Raw genomic sequence first — 17,068 nt, 5'->3', positions numbered from 1 at the left:
GGAATCCATAACCACGAACCTTAGTTGGCTATCCCGGAATAGAGATCATCCCAACTCGGGTTATGCTCCTCGATCAAGCGCGTCTTCCAATCCCGACGCCACTTCTTGAGCTCCTTCTCGCGTGCGATGGCGCTCGCGGGTTCGTCGTAGATCTCGAACAAGACGAGCTTGTCGACGCCATACTTCGTCGTGAAGCCGGGGACGGCTTTGCTCCTGTGCTCGTAGACACGGCGCACGAGATCATTGGTCACGCCAATGTAGAGCGCGCCGTGCTTCCTGCTCGCGAGGATGTAGACGTAGTAGGCCATTCCATCCGCCTGGGGTTATGGATTCCGGGATCGTCGCTTCGCGACGCCCCGGAATGACAGCACCTCACCACACCTTCCCCATCCGCTCGCCTCGCAAGCGGCCGTCGGCGTCGAGGGACCAGAAGATCCGCGTCACCTTGCCGACGAGATGGTCCATCGGGACGAAGCCCATCGCCGACATCATGCGGCTGTCGGTGGAGTTGTCTCTGTTATCGCCGAGCGCGAAGAAATGGCCTGGCGGCACCGTGTAGACGCTGGTGTTGTCGAGGTAGCCATTGTCGACGCAATCGTAGGTCAGATAGCTCGCGCCGTTCGGCAGCGTCTCGCGCCAGCGCTTGATCTTCGTGCCGTCGTCGGTCCCGCAGACGGCCCCGCCCGCCACGCTCGCCAGCGCGACGCGGGTCACCGGCCTGTCGTTGAGGACGAGTTGCCCTCCGCGCATCTGGACCCGGTCGCCCGGCAGCGCCACCACACGCTTGACGTAGTCCACCGAGGCGTCCTTCGCCGTGCGAAACACGACGACGTCGCCGTAGCCGGGATCGGCGGCAAAGAAACGGCCCGAGATCCAGGATGGCGCATAGGGAAACGAATAGCGGTCGTAGCCGTAGGCCGATTTTGCGGCGAAGACGTAGTCGCCGACCATCAACGTCGGCGCCATCGAATTCGAGGGGATGTTGAACGGCTGGTACAGGAAGAAGCGAAACAGGAACGGCGGCGACCACAGCACCGGAATCAGCAGGACCAGGATGACGATCGCCTTCCATTCCCGCGATTGCGCCGAGGGGCGGATCGTTTGCTCAAGAGTGGTCATGGGCCTGCCCTGATCAAGACCGTGATCGTCATCGCGAGATTACGCAACCCTTGCGGGCGCGCAATCCCCTCGCAGGATTTTGGTCGCACGGGCCCGCTTGCGCGTTCACCGCGACAGAGGACAACGCAGATGTGAGGGGCCGCCCGTGGGCGGCCCCTCTGCTTCACGCGCTCTCGGGCGCCTTCAGACGCACGAGCCGGGTCAGGAGGGCATCGAGGCCCTCGCCGTTGCCGGCATGGAGGTCGATGCGGCCGACCTTCTCGACCAGCCGCTCCAGCGACTCCAGCTCCTTGAGCCGCAGCAGCAGGGGGTTCTCCTCCATCAGGCGGGCGGTGTTCAGGAGCGAACGCGTTGCCGCGGTCTCCTCCTGCCGGCGGATCAGGTTCGCCTTCGCGACCCGCTCCGCCTCCACCACCTTGTTCACCAGCTCCCGGATCTCGCCGGGCAGGATCACGTCCTTGACGCCGAGCTCGGTCACCTCCACGCCGGACTCCGCGATGCGTGCACGCACATAGTCGCGCAGCTCCGCATCCAGCGCCGCCTTCGCAGACAGCACCTCGTCCAGCGTCCGGCCCGCGACCGCCTCGCGGATCGCGAACTGCACCAGGCGGTACAGCCACGCATCCACGTCGGGCACGGTCGCAACCGTGCGCTCGGGATCGACGATCCGGCGGAACGCCGTCAGCGTCACCCGCAGCGCGATGCGATCCTTGGTCAGCATCTCCTGCGCGGTGATCTCGACCGCCTGGGGCCGCAGGTCGAGGCGCTTCACCTCGATCTTGCGGCCGACGGTCCAGAAGGCGTGCCGGCCGGGCGCAAGCCGCTCCACGAGCCGGCCCTCGACGTAGAGCAGGCCAGCCTCGTGGTTCTCGACCACCGCTTCCATCACGACGGTCGAGCGGTTGCGCTCGATCATGGTCAGGTGCCGCGCGCCGACCTTGGGATCGGCGGACACATCGATGCGCTCGACATCGATGCGGGTCGCGACCTTCCAGTAGACGCGCACCTGCCAGGGCGTCATCAGATGCACGGGCCGGCCGTCGAGGCTGACGATGGCGATCTCGTCCGCCTTGGTCTCGACCGCCTCGAACAGCTCGGCGGCGAGATCAGGCCGCGCGGCCTTCAGCACCGCGTAGCGATCCGCAGAGAATTCGCTGCGAACCACGTCGAGCACCTCGGCCTTCAGCTCGTGCAGGGGATCGAACAGCCGGTGCTTGCCGGGCGCGAGCACGCGCACGAGCTGCCCGTTGCGCGTCAGCAACGCACGCTCGCCATCCTTCACCGTCACGTTCAGCATCAGCAAGTGCCAAGTCATGGCACGCCTCCTTCATGTTGCCTCCGGCCGAAGGCGGCCGGACAGCGGGCTTCGTCTGCAAAGGACGTGAGGACGCGGACGACGCTTCCCGGGAAATCGGCGGGCCTGGGCTTGAGCTTGCGTGACGACGGGCGCACGCGCGCGATCGCTCGACGCGTGTCGAGCGGTCATGCGGAGCCACCCGGCATCGGCGCAAGCGGTATCGACCCGCGGCGCAAAGCCGGTCTCACAGTGTCTAGGTTCGGACGGAAAGCCTTTCGGCAAAACGGCCGGACTGCGACTGAAGCGCGCGTCCGGTCCTCGTCAGAGGTGTCAGTTTTTCAGGCTGACCCGGAGCGATGGAGCGGGAATCGAACCCGCGACAAGATGATTAACAGTCATCTGCTCTAACCAACTGAGCTATCCCTTGTGCAAGAGACCGGAATCGAACCGATGCCTTCGGGCGTTCAGCCCGACGCTCTCCATGAGCTACGTCCTGCGTTTCTCCTTCATTCGGCGGAACACGAAACCGGAAACCGGCCCGCGCCAGTCGGGATCTCAGAGAGCCCGAACCCATGGCCTAGCGAAGGAGCGGGCTAATAGACGAGGCAGGTTCGGGTTGCAAGGGGGAAAGCTGAGATTTTTCGTCGCGCGTCTTGCGTTGTGACGCGATCGTCACACCGCGACGTGACGTCAACTGCGCGACATCTCCTGGAAACACGCCCTCACCCAGTCGATCGTCACGCGCGTTGCGGCGTCGCGCTTGAGGTGGTTTTGCACGAGCAGCCAGACGTCGCGCCGCTTCGGCAGCAGCGTGGCGCGCAGGCGGCGATCGCCGAGCAGGTCCGTGCAAACATGCTCCGGCAACACGCCGGCGGCCTGATGCGCGCGGATCAGGTTACGGATGACGCGAACGTTGTCGGTGACGCAGCGCGCGCGGGCTTGCTTCATTCGCAGGAATTGCATCTCGGGAATGGCACCGAGCTCGTCCGGATAGGCGCACAGCATCGGCTCGCCCTCGGCCGTAACAGGCTCGAAATAATAGAGCTTGACGTCGCCAAGCCTGGAGATCGCGAAGTCACCCTTGTCGGGTTTACGCAGCCGGATGGCGAGATCGGCCTCCCAGCGCGAGAACTTGACGTTCTCGCTCGAGGTAAGGAATTGCAGCGTCAGGCCGGGATTGGCGCGCAGGAAGTCGCTCGCGCGCGGCGACAGCACCTCCTCGGCGACCGTGTTGGTGGAGGCGATGCGCAGACGTCCCACCGGACCTGCCAGGCTCTCGCCGACGCGGCCGATCTCGGCGGCATGTGCGGCCATCGCCTCGACATGCGCCAGCACCGCCTCGCAACTCCGCGTCGGCCTGCGGACGCCGTCGGCGGCCTCGAACAGACGCAAACCGAGCGCACGCTCGATGCGCGACAGCCTGCGCCCGACCGTCGTCTCGTCAATGCGCAGCCGCGCGCTGGCGCCCGCGTAGGTGCCTTCGTCCCTGACGGCAGCGATGATGCGCAGATCGTCCCAGTTCATTGTTTGAGGTTATACCGGCCGGGCGCAGCCTGCAATATTGCAGCCACCCGCTGCAATATCCCTGCATATCGGCAGGCACTCCCGGGGCTATGTTCGCAGAGCCTTTTGCCCCGGAGATTTCCAAGACCATGACGACCGCAAAGACCCTGCTGCAGCTCGCCGGTGCCGATCTCAACCCGCCGCGCCTTGGCGACGCCGCGCTGGTGCTGATCGATATCCAGAACGAATATCTCGCAGGCCCTCTCGCGTTGCCCGACGCCCGCGCTGCGATCGCGCGGGCGGCTGCGCTCCTGGCGCGGGCACGCGAGAGCGGAGCCGCGATCATCCATATTGCCCATCGCGGCAAGGCCGGCAGCCTGTTCGATCGCGGCACCGAGCGCGGCGCCATCGTCGCCGAGCTGAGCCCCCGTGCCGGCGAACTGGTGATCGAGAAGGAGTTGCCGAATGCGTTTGCCGGCACGGATTTGCAGGCGCGCCTTGCCGCAACCGACAGGAAGAACATCGTACTGGCCGGCTTCATGACGCATATGTGCGTCAGCTCCACGGCGCGCGCCGCGCTCGACCTCGGCTTTCGTACGACCATCGACGCCGACGCCTGCGCCACGCGCGACCTGCCCGACGGCCGCGGCGGCACGCTGGACGCCCGGACCATCCACGAGGTTGCACTCGCCGAGCTATCCGACCGTTTCGCGATCATCGCGCGCGGCGATGCGCTGAAATAACGGAGCAACGCGATGCTGCAACTCTATTTCTCGCCGATGGCCTGCTCGCTCGCGAGCCGCATCGCGCTGATGGAAGCCGGCCTCGATGCGCACTATCATCAGGTGCATCTCTTGACGAAGAAGGTCGTGCACGACGACAGCGACTTCCACGGCGCCTCGCCGAAGGGCGCGGTGCCGGTCCTGGTTCTGGAGAACGGCGAACGGCTGACCGAGAGCGCGGCGGTGCTGCAATACATCGCCGATCTGAAGCCGGAGACGGGGCTCGCGCCGCGGTTCGCCGATCCCGATCGCTATCGCCTCCAGGAATGGCTGAGCTTCATCGGCGCCGAGATCCACAAGGCGTTCCTGTTTCCGACCTTCTGGTACAAGGACGACGGCTCGCTCGCCAAGCCGCGTGCACGCATCGCGCAGACATTGTCGGTACCTGCCGCGCACCTTGCGGGCCGCGAATTCCTCGTCGGCCACAGCTTCACCGTCGCGGATGCCCACCTCACCTGGGCCTTGCTGCTGCTGCGTCCCGCAGGGGTCGACGTCGCGCAATGGCCATCCCTGGCGGCCTATCTCGAACGCATGCAGGCGCGGCCCGCCGTGAGGGAGGCGATCGCAACCGAGATGGCGCTGCGCAAGACCGTGGCGGCGAACCCGGCGTGACAGGATGTCACGGCCGGCAAAATTGACGGTTCCACAGCGAGGCCATTGATGCCGGCGCGGCATGCGCTAATCTGGAGGAATATTTTTCAATATTTCCCTGGAAGGCATTCATGCGTGCTCCTTCTGGAATTTTGCCTCGATTTTTCCTGGCCCTCCTCGCCTGCTGGCTGTGCCTGGGTCCTGCATCGGCGGAGACTAGGGTGGCGCTGGTGATCGGCAACGGCGCCTATGCCTCGACGGCGCAGCTTCCCAACCCGCCGCACGATGCCGAAGACGTAGCAAGCTCGCTCAGGCGCAGCGGTTTCGAGGTGCTGGAGGGTATCGACCTGCGCCAGGCCGACATGCAGGACCTGACCATCCGCTTCGCGCGCGCGGCGAGCCGGGCCGACGTCGCCATGTTCTACTACAGCGGCCATGCGATGCAGTACAACGGCGTGAACTATCTGATGCCGGTCGATGCCGTGCTGACCGACGAAGCCGACCTGAAGCGCTTCGTGCGGGTCGACGACATCGTGAACGACCTGCAACAGGCCAAGAACCTGCGCATCCTGGTGCTCGATTCCTGCCGCGACAATCCGCTGGCGGAAAACCTCAAGCGCTCCGCGACTCGCGCCGCCTCGCTCGGACGCGGATTGTCGAAGGTCGAAGCGCCGCGCGGGACGATCGTGTCGTTCTCGACGCAATCGGGGCAGGTCGCCGCCGATGGCACCGGTCGCAACAGCCCCTACACGACGGCGTTCCTGAAGCACATCGAGGAGCCGCAGGAGATCGGCGACGTCTTTCGCGACATCAGCAGCGACGTCTATGACGCCAGCGGCAAGACCCAGCTGCCGGAGCTGTCGCTCTCGATCATCGGCAAGTTCTACCTGAACGGGCCGGTGGCGGTCACGGTCGCGCCAGCGGCCCCGCAAGCCGCGCCGCGGCCTGATCCCTGCGCAGCCGCGGAGGCCCATTGGAAGGCTGCGGATGGCATCGGTACGCTGGGTGCCTACGAAGACCATCTCGCCCGATTCCCGAATTGCATCTTCGCAACCCTCGCCAAGGCGCGAATTGAAGGCCTGAAACAGAAGACGGCGCTTGCGCCGGCGGCCGGCAACGCCCGAACCGGCGGCAGCAAGGACTTCGACGGCAACTGGGACGTGACGTTGAACTGCCAGGCGACCGGCAAGGCGCAGGGCTTCACCAGGCCTCTGTCCGCCACCGTTGCGAACGGCGTATTCCACGCCGAGGCGCAGAGCCTGAACGGCGTCAACCGGCTGGAGATCGATGGCCAGATCCCGCCGGACGGCAAGACGACCTTGAGCGCGCGCGGCACGACAGGGGCAAGCACTTACACCCTCAATAACCTGCCGCCCGGCTCGCCCTACGCCTTTACGGTCGATGCGCAGTTCGAACGCACCCGCGGCAGCGGCAAGCGCAACGAGGCGCGTGCCTGCAACCTGGTTTTCGTCAAACGCTGATCGTGCGATATCGCGCAGTGCAGGCGAAGGCGATCGGCCTCGATCCCGCAGCGGACTGACACCTCACGACAGGAAGAAGATCATGACGTCGCATGACAGGGCGAAGGTTTTGGCAGGAAAGACTGCGCTGGTGACCGGCGCGGGGCGCGGGCTCGGTCGCGCCTTTGCGGAGAAGCTTGCCGCGCTCGGCGCCGACGTCGCCATCCACGGCATGCGCGAGAACGGGCCGGCGGAATATGGCGAGGGTACCACCCTCACCGCGGTCGCCGCGGAGATCGGCCGGCAATTCGGTGTCCGCACCCAGCGCGTGCTCGGCGATCTCACCAAGGGTGAGGACATCGCGCGTGTGATAGCCGAGACAGAAGACACGCTCAGACCGATCGACATTCTGGTGCACAACGCCGGCGGCGACATCGCAGCCGCCGGCGGCAAGCCGGATCCGAACGACGCGGTGAATATCAAGGAGGCCGATGTGCGCGCGGTGCTGGAGCGCAATCTGCTCTCGACCATCCTGACCTGCCAGGCGGTCGCGCGCGGCATGATGGAGCGGCGCCGCGGCCGCATCGTCACGCTTGGCTCGGTCGCCGCCTTCAAGGGGCGCACCAACGGTGCGATCTATGCGGTGTCGAAGGCCGGCGTGACCCACTACACGCGATGCCTGGCCGACCAGCTCCGCCCCTACGACATCGCCGTCAACTGCATCGCACCGGGCGATACCCGCACCGGCCGCTTCCTCGGCACGCGCGCGGTGGACCCTGACCGGATGGTCGAGACCGGCACGCTCGACCGCATCGCGACCGTCGACGAGGTCGCGCGCGTCGTCGAATTCTTCGCCGGTCCCATGGGCGCGTTCGTCTCCGGCCAGGTCCTCAGGATCGACGGCGGCGGACAGTGCTGGCCGGGCTGAAGCGCGTCCACAACGCAGGACAAAGAAAAGGGCCGCTGCAAGCGGCCCTTTTCTCATCGGGAATGAACCGGGATCAATCGACCCGCGCCAGCACCGCGAGCTTGCGGATGCCCTTGTTGCGGTAGGCGTCGAGGAACGCGTAGTAGTCCTTGAACGACACGCAGCCGTTGGAGTCGCCGTTCGGCCCGAGCATGAAGGTGTGCGCGAGCAGGCCGTCGCGGCCGTAGATCGCGCTCTCGCCGCCGATCGGGGTCAGGCGCAGCGCCGGCACGCCGTGGAACAGCGCCTCGCGCGGCTTCAGCGTGTAGATGTGCGGCGGGGTCACGCCGCGCATGCGGACGCGCGAGGAACGGGGATCATCGAGATTGGAGCCGAGGCCGGAATGCGCCTCGAGCTTGGTGCCGTCGGGCAGATAAACCGTCTTGGCGGTGATGTCGTAGACCGCGGTGTCGCGCTCATAGGGCGCCGAACCGCCGAGCATGGGGTTCTGCTCCCTCGGCGCGATGGACGCGGTCACGCTGGCATCGGCCGAGGCATAGGCGAGCAGTCCGCCGGAGGACTCGCGCTTGCCCCAGAGCTTCTCGACCATCGACTGGCGCGGCCCGGTGATCGACATCACCGCGGCCTTGGCGCGATCGGCAAAGGATTTTGGCTTCGCCTCTGGCACCGGCACGATCTCGGCCGGATCGGCCGAAGCCAGTTGCAACTGAGCATCCGGAGCGCGCTTGGCCCTGGCGGCATCGGCGATCTTTTCAGTGGCCTTGTCAGTGGCCTTGGCCGGGGCGGACGGCTTCAGCGCTTCGGCGACCTTCGCGATCACGCCCGGCTTCGCGGTGTCGGCGACCTTCGTCGCGGGAGCCTGAGCTACGGCACTCGCCGCATTGGATTCCACCCCTTGCGTCGCGGCCGCGGCAAAGCGCTCGTTGAACATCTCGCGCGAGATCGGCGCGGCGACCTGCAAGCGGTCCGGCAGGAGAGCGAAGGCTTCCTTGATGGCATCGCCCGCCTCGCGCAGCGCGACCTTCGGCGCGCGCTTGATCACGGGCTCGTCGTAACCGGCGCTGCCGACGGACGGGTAGACGCTGGCGGCGAAGATGTTGCTGTAGACGGTCCAGCCGGCGCCAAGCACGACGCAGCCGATCAAAGCGGCGCCAAGCACGTTTTTGGTGGTCATTTTCCGGGAAGGCTTCCGATGTGGATTCTTGCCAGGATTTTTGGACTTCCGTGCCGCGTTACTCTGCGCAGCGATACTCGTACTCATTCGCCTTGCGTCCAGGACGGTGTCACTCAGTCCCCCTTCGAAGTGCCGCTGCTGGTCAGGTTCCGGGAACAGCATCTCGCAGAGGGTCGGAGCGTCATTAAGGCGACTTTTAGTTAAATGCGGATTAAGTTCGGGCAGATATGGGGCAACTCGTCAGTGCCGTCCCATTTCGAGAAAAAAGCCCGCAGAACTACGGACTTAGACGCGTCTGTTAACTATAATTCTCGGCCGGATCGGTGTGGTCAGCGGACGTCTTTGACGGCCTCTCTAGGCGCATCCAACCAAGTCATTTTCGTGGTCTTCAATGCGGCCTGACCATAGCGGTGAAGCGTTGCGCGAGGCTGGTCGCGCTGGCCATCCCTCCGTCTTTCGGCGCACCGATGTCAGCGGAATGGCGGCAACGCACACACACATCACACATCGCACTGAGCGCTCACGCGGCACGGCGCCGTGACCGAAAGTTGATCGCGCCGGTCTGGAAAAGGCCGCAGCAACGAAATAGCTGCCAGACCCGGCACTTTTCAGCAGCCTCTGCGCGTGATACGGTACCGTATCAACATCGCCTTGAACTGTGCCACGCACGCAAACGGAGGCTGGCATGAGAGGGATCGCACGTGCCGGGTTTTTCGCCCTGGCGTGGTCGTCGTTGTTGACGGGATACGTGGCCGCGCAGCCCGCCAATGCGGGCTGCACGCCGTCGCCATCCGCCGCCGGCACGCAGACCTGGCGCTGCAACAACGGCATCACCATCGTTGCGGAAAACGGCGCCAGATTTGAACTTAAGGACGCCAACCGCGACGGACATATAGACTCCGTGGAGTTGAGCAGCAAAGCGCTGCTGGTCGAGGTTCCCAAAAAGCCCGGCGGCAATCCCTTCAAGGTGCTGACACCGCAAGCGATCGCCGCGGTGCGGGGCACCAAATGGGCCGTGGACGTCGCCGATGCAAAAACCTCGGTCTTCGTGGCCGACGGCCGTGTCGGCGTCAGCCGCAGGAGCCGCGGACGCGGCGTCGTTCTGGGCCCTGGCGAAGGCGTCGATGTCGAGGCAACCGGTCCATTGACCGTCAAGACATGGGGCCAGCCGCGCGTCGACGCGCTGATGGCAAGACTGGGTCAATAAGGCCCGGACGACAAAGCGAAGAAGATTGCAGTACGTAATGACTAGACGCGTTCAGATCCTGGTGGCACTCGTCCTCACCGCGCTGTGGGGTGCAGGCATCTATGCCGCTCACGCCAACGGCCATCTGCGCTTTCTCGACCACCTCGAAGCGACGCTGACCGACCTGCGGACGCAAATCCGCGGCGTGCAGGCTCCGCCCGATCTCGTCACCATCGTCGCGATCGACGACACCGTCGTCAAACGCGGCGGCAGCTATCCCCTGCCGCGCGCCGATCTCGCCCGGATCGTCGACACCATCGTGCAGTTCAAGCCGAAGGTCGTCGCGATCGACCTCTTGCTGGTCGACCGCAGCGCCGCGATCGGCGATGCCACTCTGGCCAACACGCTCGCCACCGGTCCCATGGTCCTCGCCGCCGCGGCGATCTTCCCGTCCGCCAGCGAGACCGTGGAGCCCAGTAGCCGGGGCCCCCTCGCCGTCCTGCCGCAAGCCGAGCGCTTCCTGCTGCCCTTGCCCGCATTTGCCGACCACGCCGAGGTTGGCGTCGTCAACGTCGCGACGGGACAGTCCGGCTCGCCGCTCTCGATACCGATGCTGTTCCGGACGCACGACAAGGTCGAGCTGTCGTTCCCCTTGCGGGTCGCGACCCGCGCGCTCGACAAGCCGCTGACGATCGCGCCGGATCATCTCATGCTCGGCGATCGCGCGGTGCCGACCGACACCGACTTCGCGCTGCCGATCACCTATTACGGCCCGCGCCGCACCATCCGCACCGTCAGCGCGCAGAGCATCTTCGACGGCACGCTCAGTCGCGCCGCCATCGAGAACCGCATCGTCGTGATCGGCGCCTCGGTCGCCGGCGGCGGTGATTTCTATCCGACGCCGTTCGATTCCCTCATGCCCGGCGTCGAGGTGATCTCGACCGCAATCACCCATCTCATCGCCGGCGACGGCATCGTGCGCGACCGCAAGGTGCATATCGCCGACGCGCTTGCCGCCATCCTGCTGCCGGTGCTGCTGGTGGGCTTGCTCGCCTGGCGGCGCAGCGCGCTCGGCATCATGGCGGCGGCGGCGGTGATGATCGCCTGGGCCGGGCTCAATCTGTTCGCGTTCACGCACGGGGTCTGGCTGAACGCCGCGACCACGCTTGCGGCCGCGGTTCCGCCCGTTGCGATCTTTGCCGGCGTGCAGCTATGGGCGGGAGGCCGCCGCACGCAGTATTTCGCCGCCAAGAGCAGGTCGCTTGCGCTCTTCCAGGCACCCGCCGTGCAGGAGTGGCTGGCGCGCGATCCGAACTTCCTGTCGAAGCCTGTCCGGCAGGACGCCGCCGTGGTCTTCATCGATCTCTCCGGCTTTACGGCGCTGAGCGAACGGACCGATCCGGACGCGCTCAGGGATCTCCTGAAGGCGTTTCACGCGTTGATCGACAAGGCGGCAGTCGATTGCGGCGGCATGGTCACCGGCTTTCTCGGCGACGGCGCCATGCTCCTGTTCGGACTGCCGCACGCCATGCCGGATGACGCGGCGCGTGCGCTGAAATGTTCGATCGACCTGCATCGCGGCGTCGAACGCTGGATCGCCTCGCTGCCCCCTGCGATCGGGGGTCAGCTCGGTTTCAAGATCGGCGCGCATTTCGGCCCGATCGTCGCCTCCCGTCTCGGCGAAAGCCACCAGCACATCACGGCGACCGGCGACACCGTCAACGTCGCAAGCCGGTTGATGGAGGTCGCCGCCCAGAACGATGCGCGGCTCGCGCTGACCGACACGCTGCTGGATGCCGCCGACTTCCACGGCACTCCCAACGGCGTCCTGACAGGCCCCCTGCTCACGCAGGTCCGCGGCCGCTCCGGCGTCGTGACCGTCTGGTTCTGGCGCGACCGGCACAGGCCGAGCCAGGCCACCGCCAAGGCCGAGATGATCGACTGAATAGCCACCGCTACCCGCCCAACACTCCGCCGGGACGACGGTGATTACCGCGCTTCCGGTGGCGGCGAACGGTCCAGCACGTCGCCCTTGGCGCCTTCGAGCAGATCGATGCCGTAGGTCTCGATCACGAGCGGCCCGCGCTTGCGCTGCAATTGCGCAACCTGCGTCACCTGCGCAAAGAGATCGTTGACGGCGGGATGGCCGCCCTCACGCAGCTCATCGACATAGAGCAGCTTGCCGGCAAGCTGCTTTGGATCGGGCTCGGGCATGTTGACCCAGCGGATGCGCTGGTTCTGCTGCACCACGCAAGTGCCGCGCGGCAGATAGAAGGCGAGCCAGCCGGTGGTGCCGTAATCCGGCGCGAGCACGCATGTCGCACCGGTGCGGGCGCGCACGGCTTCGATCTCCGCGGCGAGCTGGCGCCAGCCGACGCCGACGCTGCGCACGGTCGCGTCACGGCGATAGCCGGACAAGATGCCCGTGTTGGCTTGCACGATCAGGGCCGCAAACATCACGATGCCGGCGGGTGCAGCCCAGCGCAGGCAAAAATCGACAAGGCGCCGCGCACGCGGCTTCCACTGCACGAGGTTGGCGGCGGCCGCAGCCGCAATCACGAAGGGCGGATAGACCGGCGCGAACCAGTTGGCCTCGACGCGCGCATGCAGCGAATGCCAGACGAAATAGGCGACAATGGTCCAGAACATCGTCTCGATGAGCACCCGCGAGGCCAGCGCGCCGGCGCGGCGCCAGGTCAGCGCGTGCAGCCCCATCGCACCAAGAATGAAGACCAGCGGGGTCGCGAACGCGATCTGGGTCGGGATCAGCTCGGCGATGAAGACGGGGCGGAAATCCTCGATCCTGGCGCGCCCGAGCTGCTTTGCGAACGAGACCCATTGATGATCCGCGTTCCAGAGGATCACCGGCGAGAACAGCGCAAGGGCAACGAGGCCGCCGAGATAGGGCCAGGGCGAGAGGAACCAGCGCCTGAGCTTCGGCACGGCCGCGAGCCAGATCAGGATCGCCGGCCCGAAGAACATCGCGGTGTATTTCGACAGCAGCGCCGCACCGACGGCGGCACCGACCGCGAGCCACCAGACGCCGCGGCCGGTCTCCAGCACCTTGGCGAGGAAGAACAGCACGAAGCTGGAGGCGACCAGCAGCGGCGCATCGGGCGTGACGATCAGCGTGCCGACCGCGGCCAGCAGCGTCACGTTGAGCAGGATGGCACTGGTGGCCGCGACGCGGCCACCCCCGAACAGGATCGCGGCCGAGCGATAGATCGCATAGCTCATCGGCAGCGCGAGCAGGATCGAGACGAGGCGGACGCCGAGCTCGGTGTCGCCGGCGATCATGGTGCCGGCGCGGATGACATAGGCGACCATCGGCGGGTGGTCGTAATAGCCTCCGGCGAGGTTCTTCGACCACATCCAGTAGTAGGCTTCGTCGAAGGTGATCGGCGTGAAGGCGGCAGCGACGAGCCGCAGGGCCACCAGCGCGAGAATCACCAGCGCCGTGTTGCGGACAATCCGCGCGTCAGCCCCGCCCATACCGGTTTCCTTGGCGCGCTATTTCTTGCGCCAGACGAACAGTCCGGACATCGCGTAGTTCCACACCACGCCCATCAGGGCGCCGGCCAGGCCGGCCAGCCACCAGATCGGCTCCTGGTCGTAGACCGAGAAGGCGACGCCGACATTGGCGAGCAGGCCGACGCTGCACACGATGTAGAAGGCGATCAGGCCGCGCAGCAGCGCAAAGCCCTTCAGCCGCTGATCGCGATAGGTGAGGAAGTTGTTGAGGACGAAGTTGCTGGTCATGGCGACGACGGCGCCTGCCGCCTGCGCTTCCGCGAACGGCGCCTTGAACACGTGAAGCCCGATGAACAGCGTGGCCAGGTGCACCACGAGACCTATGCCGCCGACCATCGCGAACAGGATGAAGCGCAGCGAGAGGATGTCGTTGCTCAGCTTGGCCAGCACGAGGCCCAGGAAGTCGAGCGCGACCATGGAATCCAGCTTGCTCTCACCGTGCTGGCGGGCGCCGAAGGTGTAGGGAATCTCGACGGCCCGCAAGCTGCCATGCGCGGTCGCGACCAGGTCGAGCAGGATCTTGAAGCCATGCACCGAAAGTTTCGGCGCCAATTCCTCGAAACGATCGCGGCGGACCATGAAGAATCCGCTCATGGGATCGGCGATCTCGACCCGCAGCATCTTCCTGGCGACCTCGGTCGCCAGAGCGCTGGCGCCGGCGCGCTGCTTGTTGAAACCTTCGCTCTTGTAGCCTTCGATATAGCGGCTGCCGACCACCAGATCGGCCTCGTCGCTGGCGAGCAGCAGCAGCATCTTCGGCAGCTGCGTCTCGTCGTGCTGAAGGTCGGCGTCGATCACGGCGACAAAGGGTGCGCTGGAGGCCAGGATGCCTTCGATGCAGGCGCCGGACAGGCCGCGGCGGCCGATGCGGCGGACACAGCGCACGCGGCTGTCGCGCTGGGCCAGCGCGCGCACGACGTCCCAGGTGCCGTCGGGTGAATTGTCGTCGACGAACACGACCTCCCAGGCGACGCTGGCGAGCGTCGCCTCCAGGCGCCGGTAGAGCACCGTGACGTTGTCGCGCTCGTTGAAGGTCGGGACGATGACCGACAGTTCCGGCCCCTCTTGAGCCTGGGGCGGATTGTCGGGGCCCGGTCTGATCGCTTCATTCATGACGGCAGCGTATATCCGCCGCGTCCTGCGCTGCCAAGCCGGGGTTTCCAAGGGGAAGGGCCCAAATGGGCCCTAAAATGCCAACGACCCCGGAACGGCGGGCGCGCGTACATCCGGCGCAGCCTGAGCTATTCCAAGGTCGTCCCAGCAACGGAGATCGTGACTCAACGTTGCCGTTGACAACTAAGTGGGGACGGCAAAGCCGCTTTTCAAGGGGCAAAAGCACCCTTTTTCAGGCCGACGACTAGTTCGGGACTTCCTTGATCACCGGGCCGCGCGGCGCGGGCGCGGCGGGGGCTGCCGGCGCCATGGCCGCCGGGCCCGGATCGACCTTTGCCGGCTTGGGCGGCTTGCCGTACTGGCCGATCGGCCCGAGGACGACGGCGACCGCAAGCACGACCGCCGCGACGATCGCGCCCAAAATGCCACCCACCGACTCAGACGACATGGAAGCCCATCCCTGTTCCAGATGCGATCATTGATACCACGGATGAACGCGGAGCCGGAAGGGCCACGGGACCGCGACCGCTGTCGACCTATTTCTGCGGCGGCCTATGCTTGATGAAAGCCGTCACGATGTCCTTCTGCGCCGACTCCACCGCCCTGTTCGCGGTCGCGAGATGGGCGCCGGAATCGATGTTCGGATATTGCGTGGTGAGATAGTCGAGCAATGCCACCCGGTAATATTGCCGCTCCGACGGACAGGCGCCCGCAACCGAGCGGCCAAAATCCTGTTCCGACAGGCCCTGATTGCTGTCGCGCGAATATTCCCGCGCCAGGCAATGCCAGTAATCGTCGCGGCCCTGCATGGCGAGCTTCTGCGCGCCCTTGGCGTCGTCGTCATCCGCCATGGCAGAATATGTGATGGCAGCAGATGTCATCATCAAGAGCGCCGCCCCCAGCATCAGCATCCGCATCTTGTTCTCCTTCTTCGCAGATGATCTTGTCGGAAGCTTAGACGGGCCGCGGCAACTGGCCAATCACAACTCGTTTGACTAGGATGCCGGCCTCCCCTCCACGTCGATGCGAGATCCTTCCGTGGCCAAAACAAAAACCGTGTCCAAAAAATCCGGCAATATCTTCATCGGCGTCGGCGGCTGGACATTCGAGCCATGGCGCGGCGTGTTCTATCCGGAGAAGCTGACGCAGGCGAAGGAGCTGTCCTACGCGGCCTCGAAGCTGACCTCGATCGAGATCAACGGCACCTATTACGGCTCGCAGAAGCCGGAGAGCTTTCGCAAATGGGCGAGCGAGGTGCCTGAAGGTTTCGTGTTCTCGGTGAAGGGGCCGCGCTTCGCCACCAATCGCCGCGTGCTGGCCGAAGCCGGCGATTCCATCAAGCGCTTCTATGATTCCGGCGTGCTGGAACTCGGCGACCATCTCGGGCCGGTGCTGTGGCAGTTCGCGCCGACCAAGAAGTTCGACGGCGCCGATTTCGGCAAGTTCCTGGAGCTGCTGCCGCGCAAGCTCGACGGGCGCGCGCTGCGCCACGTGGTCGAGGTCCGCCACGACAGTTTCTGCACGCCCGACTTCGTCGCGCTGATCCGCGAATTCGAGACGCCGGTGGTGTTCGCCGAGCACGGCAAATATCCCGCCATCGCCGACGTCGCCGGCGATTTCGTCTACGCGCGGCTGCAGAAGGGCAATGACGAGATCAAGACCTGCTATCCGCCGAAGCAGCTCGATGCCTGGGCCCAGCGCTTCAAGGACTGGGCCGAAGGAAGCGAACCGGACGATCTGCCGAAGGTCGACAAGGCAAAGCCGAAGAAGGAGCCGCGCGACGTGTTCGTCTACGTCATCCACGAAGGCAAGGTGCGCGCACCGCACGGCGCCATGGAACTGATCGCGCGGGTGAGTTGAGGATTGTTCATGGCAAAGGCGAAGAAGCTCTTCACCATCGGCTATGAGCAGACGCCGCCCAAGGCCGTGCTCGACGAGCTTGAGCACGCCGGCGTCAAGCTCGTGGTCGACGTGCGCGCGGTGACGTCGTCGCGCCGGCCGGGTTTTTCCAAGAAGCAGTTGTCCGCCGGGCTCGACGAGCGCGGCATCGCCTATGTCCATCTCGCCGCGCTCGGCACGCCCAAGGAGGGACGCCTTGCCGCTCGCAGCGGCCAGTACGACGCGCTGGAGAGGATTTATTCAAGGCACCTGAAGACGCCGCAGGCGAAGGAAGAGATGGACGAGCTCTCGGCCCTGGTGAAGAAGGCCGGCCCCGTCTGCCTGCTCTGCTACGAGCGCGACCACACCCACTGCCACCGCCAGATGATCGCGGAGGTGATCGAGGAGCGGGATGGTGTGACGGTGAGGAATTTGGCGGGGCGGCAGGTTTAGCTGCGCTATCATTCCGGGGCGCGAAAAAGTCGCGAGCCCGGAATCCATCGGGC

Annotated in this window: 17 protein-coding genes and 2 tRNA genes; 8 read left to right on the top strand and 11 right to left on the bottom strand. The window is 65.7% G+C overall.

Annotated elements, in window-relative coordinates; translation table 11 throughout:
* Nucleotides 1-20: 20 nt before the first annotated feature.
* The 6 genes from ACVWW6_RS23195 to ACVWW6_RS23170 all read right to left on the bottom strand — a co-directional run bounded on the left by ACVWW6_RS23195 (nt 21) and on the right by ACVWW6_RS23170 (nt 3,940).
* Nucleotides 21-308 carry a GIY-YIG nuclease family protein gene (locus ACVWW6_RS23195; protein WP_011088373.1) on the bottom strand — a complete coding sequence of 96 codons (288 nt, stop codon included), beginning with the start codon at nt 306-308 and terminating at the stop codon, nt 21-23.
* Between the two features lie 64 nt (nt 309-372).
* Nucleotides 373-1,119 carry a signal peptidase I gene (lepB, locus tag ACVWW6_RS23190; protein WP_456681434.1) on the bottom strand — a complete coding sequence of 249 codons (747 nt, stop codon included), beginning with the start codon at nt 1,117-1,119 and terminating at the stop codon, nt 373-375.
* Between the two features lie 163 nt (nt 1,120-1,282).
* A complete protein-coding gene (locus tag ACVWW6_RS23185; protein ID WP_161534400.1) occupies nt 1,283-2,434 on the bottom strand; it encodes a slipin family protein in 1,152 nt (383 codons plus the stop codon).
* A 339-nt stretch (nt 2,435-2,773) separates the two neighbouring features.
* Nucleotides 2,774-2,839, bottom strand: a tRNA-Asn gene (locus ACVWW6_RS23180).
* A 4-nt stretch (nt 2,840-2,843) separates the two neighbouring features.
* Nucleotides 2,844-2,913: transfer RNA gene (locus ACVWW6_RS23175), tRNA-Phe, on the bottom strand.
* A 193-nt stretch (nt 2,914-3,106) separates the two neighbouring features.
* Nucleotides 3,107-3,940 (bottom strand): LysR family transcriptional regulator, encoded by an 834-nt coding sequence (locus ACVWW6_RS23170; protein WP_456681433.1) that lies wholly within the window; start codon nt 3,938-3,940, stop codon nt 3,107-3,109.
* A 128-nt stretch (nt 3,941-4,068) separates the two neighbouring features.
* Between ACVWW6_RS23170 and ACVWW6_RS23165 the strand changes: the two genes are divergently transcribed.
* From ACVWW6_RS23165 to ACVWW6_RS23150, 4 genes are all read left to right on the top strand, one after another.
* Complete coding sequence (locus ACVWW6_RS23165; RefSeq protein WP_028175439.1) at nt 4,069-4,662, top strand: cysteine hydrolase family protein; 594 nt, start codon at nt 4,069-4,071, stop codon at nt 4,660-4,662.
* Nucleotides 4,663-4,674: 12 nt separating this feature from the next.
* Nucleotides 4,675-5,313, top strand: coding sequence for a glutathione binding-like protein (locus ACVWW6_RS23160; protein WP_097532114.1), 639 nt, complete (start codon nt 4,675-4,677; stop codon nt 5,311-5,313).
* 110 nt (nt 5,314-5,423) lie between these two features.
* Nucleotides 5,424-6,773, top strand: coding sequence for a caspase family protein (locus tag ACVWW6_RS23155; protein WP_028175441.1), 1,350 nt, complete (start codon nt 5,424-5,426; stop codon nt 6,771-6,773).
* 82 nt (nt 6,774-6,855) lie between these two features.
* The gene (locus ACVWW6_RS23150; RefSeq protein ID WP_028175442.1) at nt 6,856-7,680 is read left to right on the top strand and encodes an SDR family NAD(P)-dependent oxidoreductase; all 825 of its coding nucleotides are present in this window, start codon (nt 6,856-6,858) and stop codon (nt 7,678-7,680) included.
* Between the two features lie 73 nt (nt 7,681-7,753).
* Here the strand turns inward: ACVWW6_RS23150 and ACVWW6_RS23145 are convergent, their stop codons facing one another.
* Entirely contained in the window at nt 7,754-8,854 is a 1,101-nt protein-coding gene (locus ACVWW6_RS23145; RefSeq protein ID WP_456681432.1) for a DUF2778 domain-containing protein, read from the bottom strand.
* 685 nt (nt 8,855-9,539) lie between these two features.
* Here ACVWW6_RS23145 and ACVWW6_RS23140 point away from each other — a divergent pair.
* Together ACVWW6_RS23140 and ACVWW6_RS23135 are read left to right on the top strand one after the other, a co-directional pair.
* Entirely contained in the window at nt 9,540-10,061 is a 522-nt protein-coding gene (locus ACVWW6_RS23140) for a FecR domain-containing protein (RefSeq protein ID WP_028175444.1), read from the top strand.
* A gap of 37 nt (nt 10,062-10,098) precedes the next feature.
* Nucleotides 10,099-11,985: a CHASE2 domain-containing protein gene (locus ACVWW6_RS23135; RefSeq protein WP_456681431.1), complete on the top strand. Its 1,887-nt coding sequence runs from the start codon at nt 10,099-10,101 to the stop codon at nt 11,983-11,985.
* A gap of 44 nt (nt 11,986-12,029) precedes the next feature.
* Here ACVWW6_RS23135 and ACVWW6_RS23130 read toward each other — a convergent pair whose 3' ends face one another.
* The 4 genes from ACVWW6_RS23130 to ACVWW6_RS23115 form a co-directional block, all read right to left on the bottom strand.
* Nucleotides 12,030-13,532, bottom strand: a complete 1,503-nt coding sequence (locus ACVWW6_RS23130; protein WP_370204503.1) for a glycosyltransferase family 39 protein — start codon at nt 13,530-13,532, stop codon at nt 12,030-12,032.
* A gap of 18 nt (nt 13,533-13,550) precedes the next feature.
* Nucleotides 13,551-14,684 carry a glycosyltransferase gene (locus ACVWW6_RS23125; RefSeq protein ID WP_028175447.1) on the bottom strand — a complete coding sequence of 378 codons (1,134 nt, stop codon included), beginning with the start codon at nt 14,682-14,684 and terminating at the stop codon, nt 13,551-13,553.
* 244 nt (nt 14,685-14,928) lie between these two features.
* Nucleotides 14,929-15,132 carry a hypothetical protein gene (locus tag ACVWW6_RS23120; RefSeq protein ID WP_110116501.1) on the bottom strand — a complete coding sequence of 68 codons (204 nt, stop codon included), beginning with the start codon at nt 15,130-15,132 and terminating at the stop codon, nt 14,929-14,931.
* An 88-nt stretch (nt 15,133-15,220) separates the two neighbouring features.
* Nucleotides 15,221-15,601: a hypothetical protein gene (locus ACVWW6_RS23115; protein WP_182872047.1), complete on the bottom strand. Its 381-nt coding sequence runs from the start codon at nt 15,599-15,601 to the stop codon at nt 15,221-15,223.
* A 106-nt stretch (nt 15,602-15,707) separates the two neighbouring features.
* Between ACVWW6_RS23115 and ACVWW6_RS23110 the strand changes: the two genes are divergently transcribed.
* Nucleotides 15,708-16,544 carry a DUF72 domain-containing protein gene (locus ACVWW6_RS23110; RefSeq protein ID WP_456681430.1) on the top strand — a complete coding sequence of 279 codons (837 nt, stop codon included), beginning with the start codon at nt 15,708-15,710 and terminating at the stop codon, nt 16,542-16,544.
* Nucleotides 16,545-16,553: 9 nt separating this feature from the next.
* Nucleotides 16,554-17,015, top strand: a complete 462-nt coding sequence (locus tag ACVWW6_RS23105) for a DUF488 domain-containing protein (RefSeq protein WP_182872048.1) — start codon at nt 16,554-16,556, stop codon at nt 17,013-17,015.
* Nucleotides 17,016-17,068: the final 53 nt, after the last annotated feature.

This window comes from Bradyrhizobium sp. USDA 3311, assembly GCF_054062495.1.
This window is presented reverse-complemented; position numbering and strand designations above follow the sequence as displayed.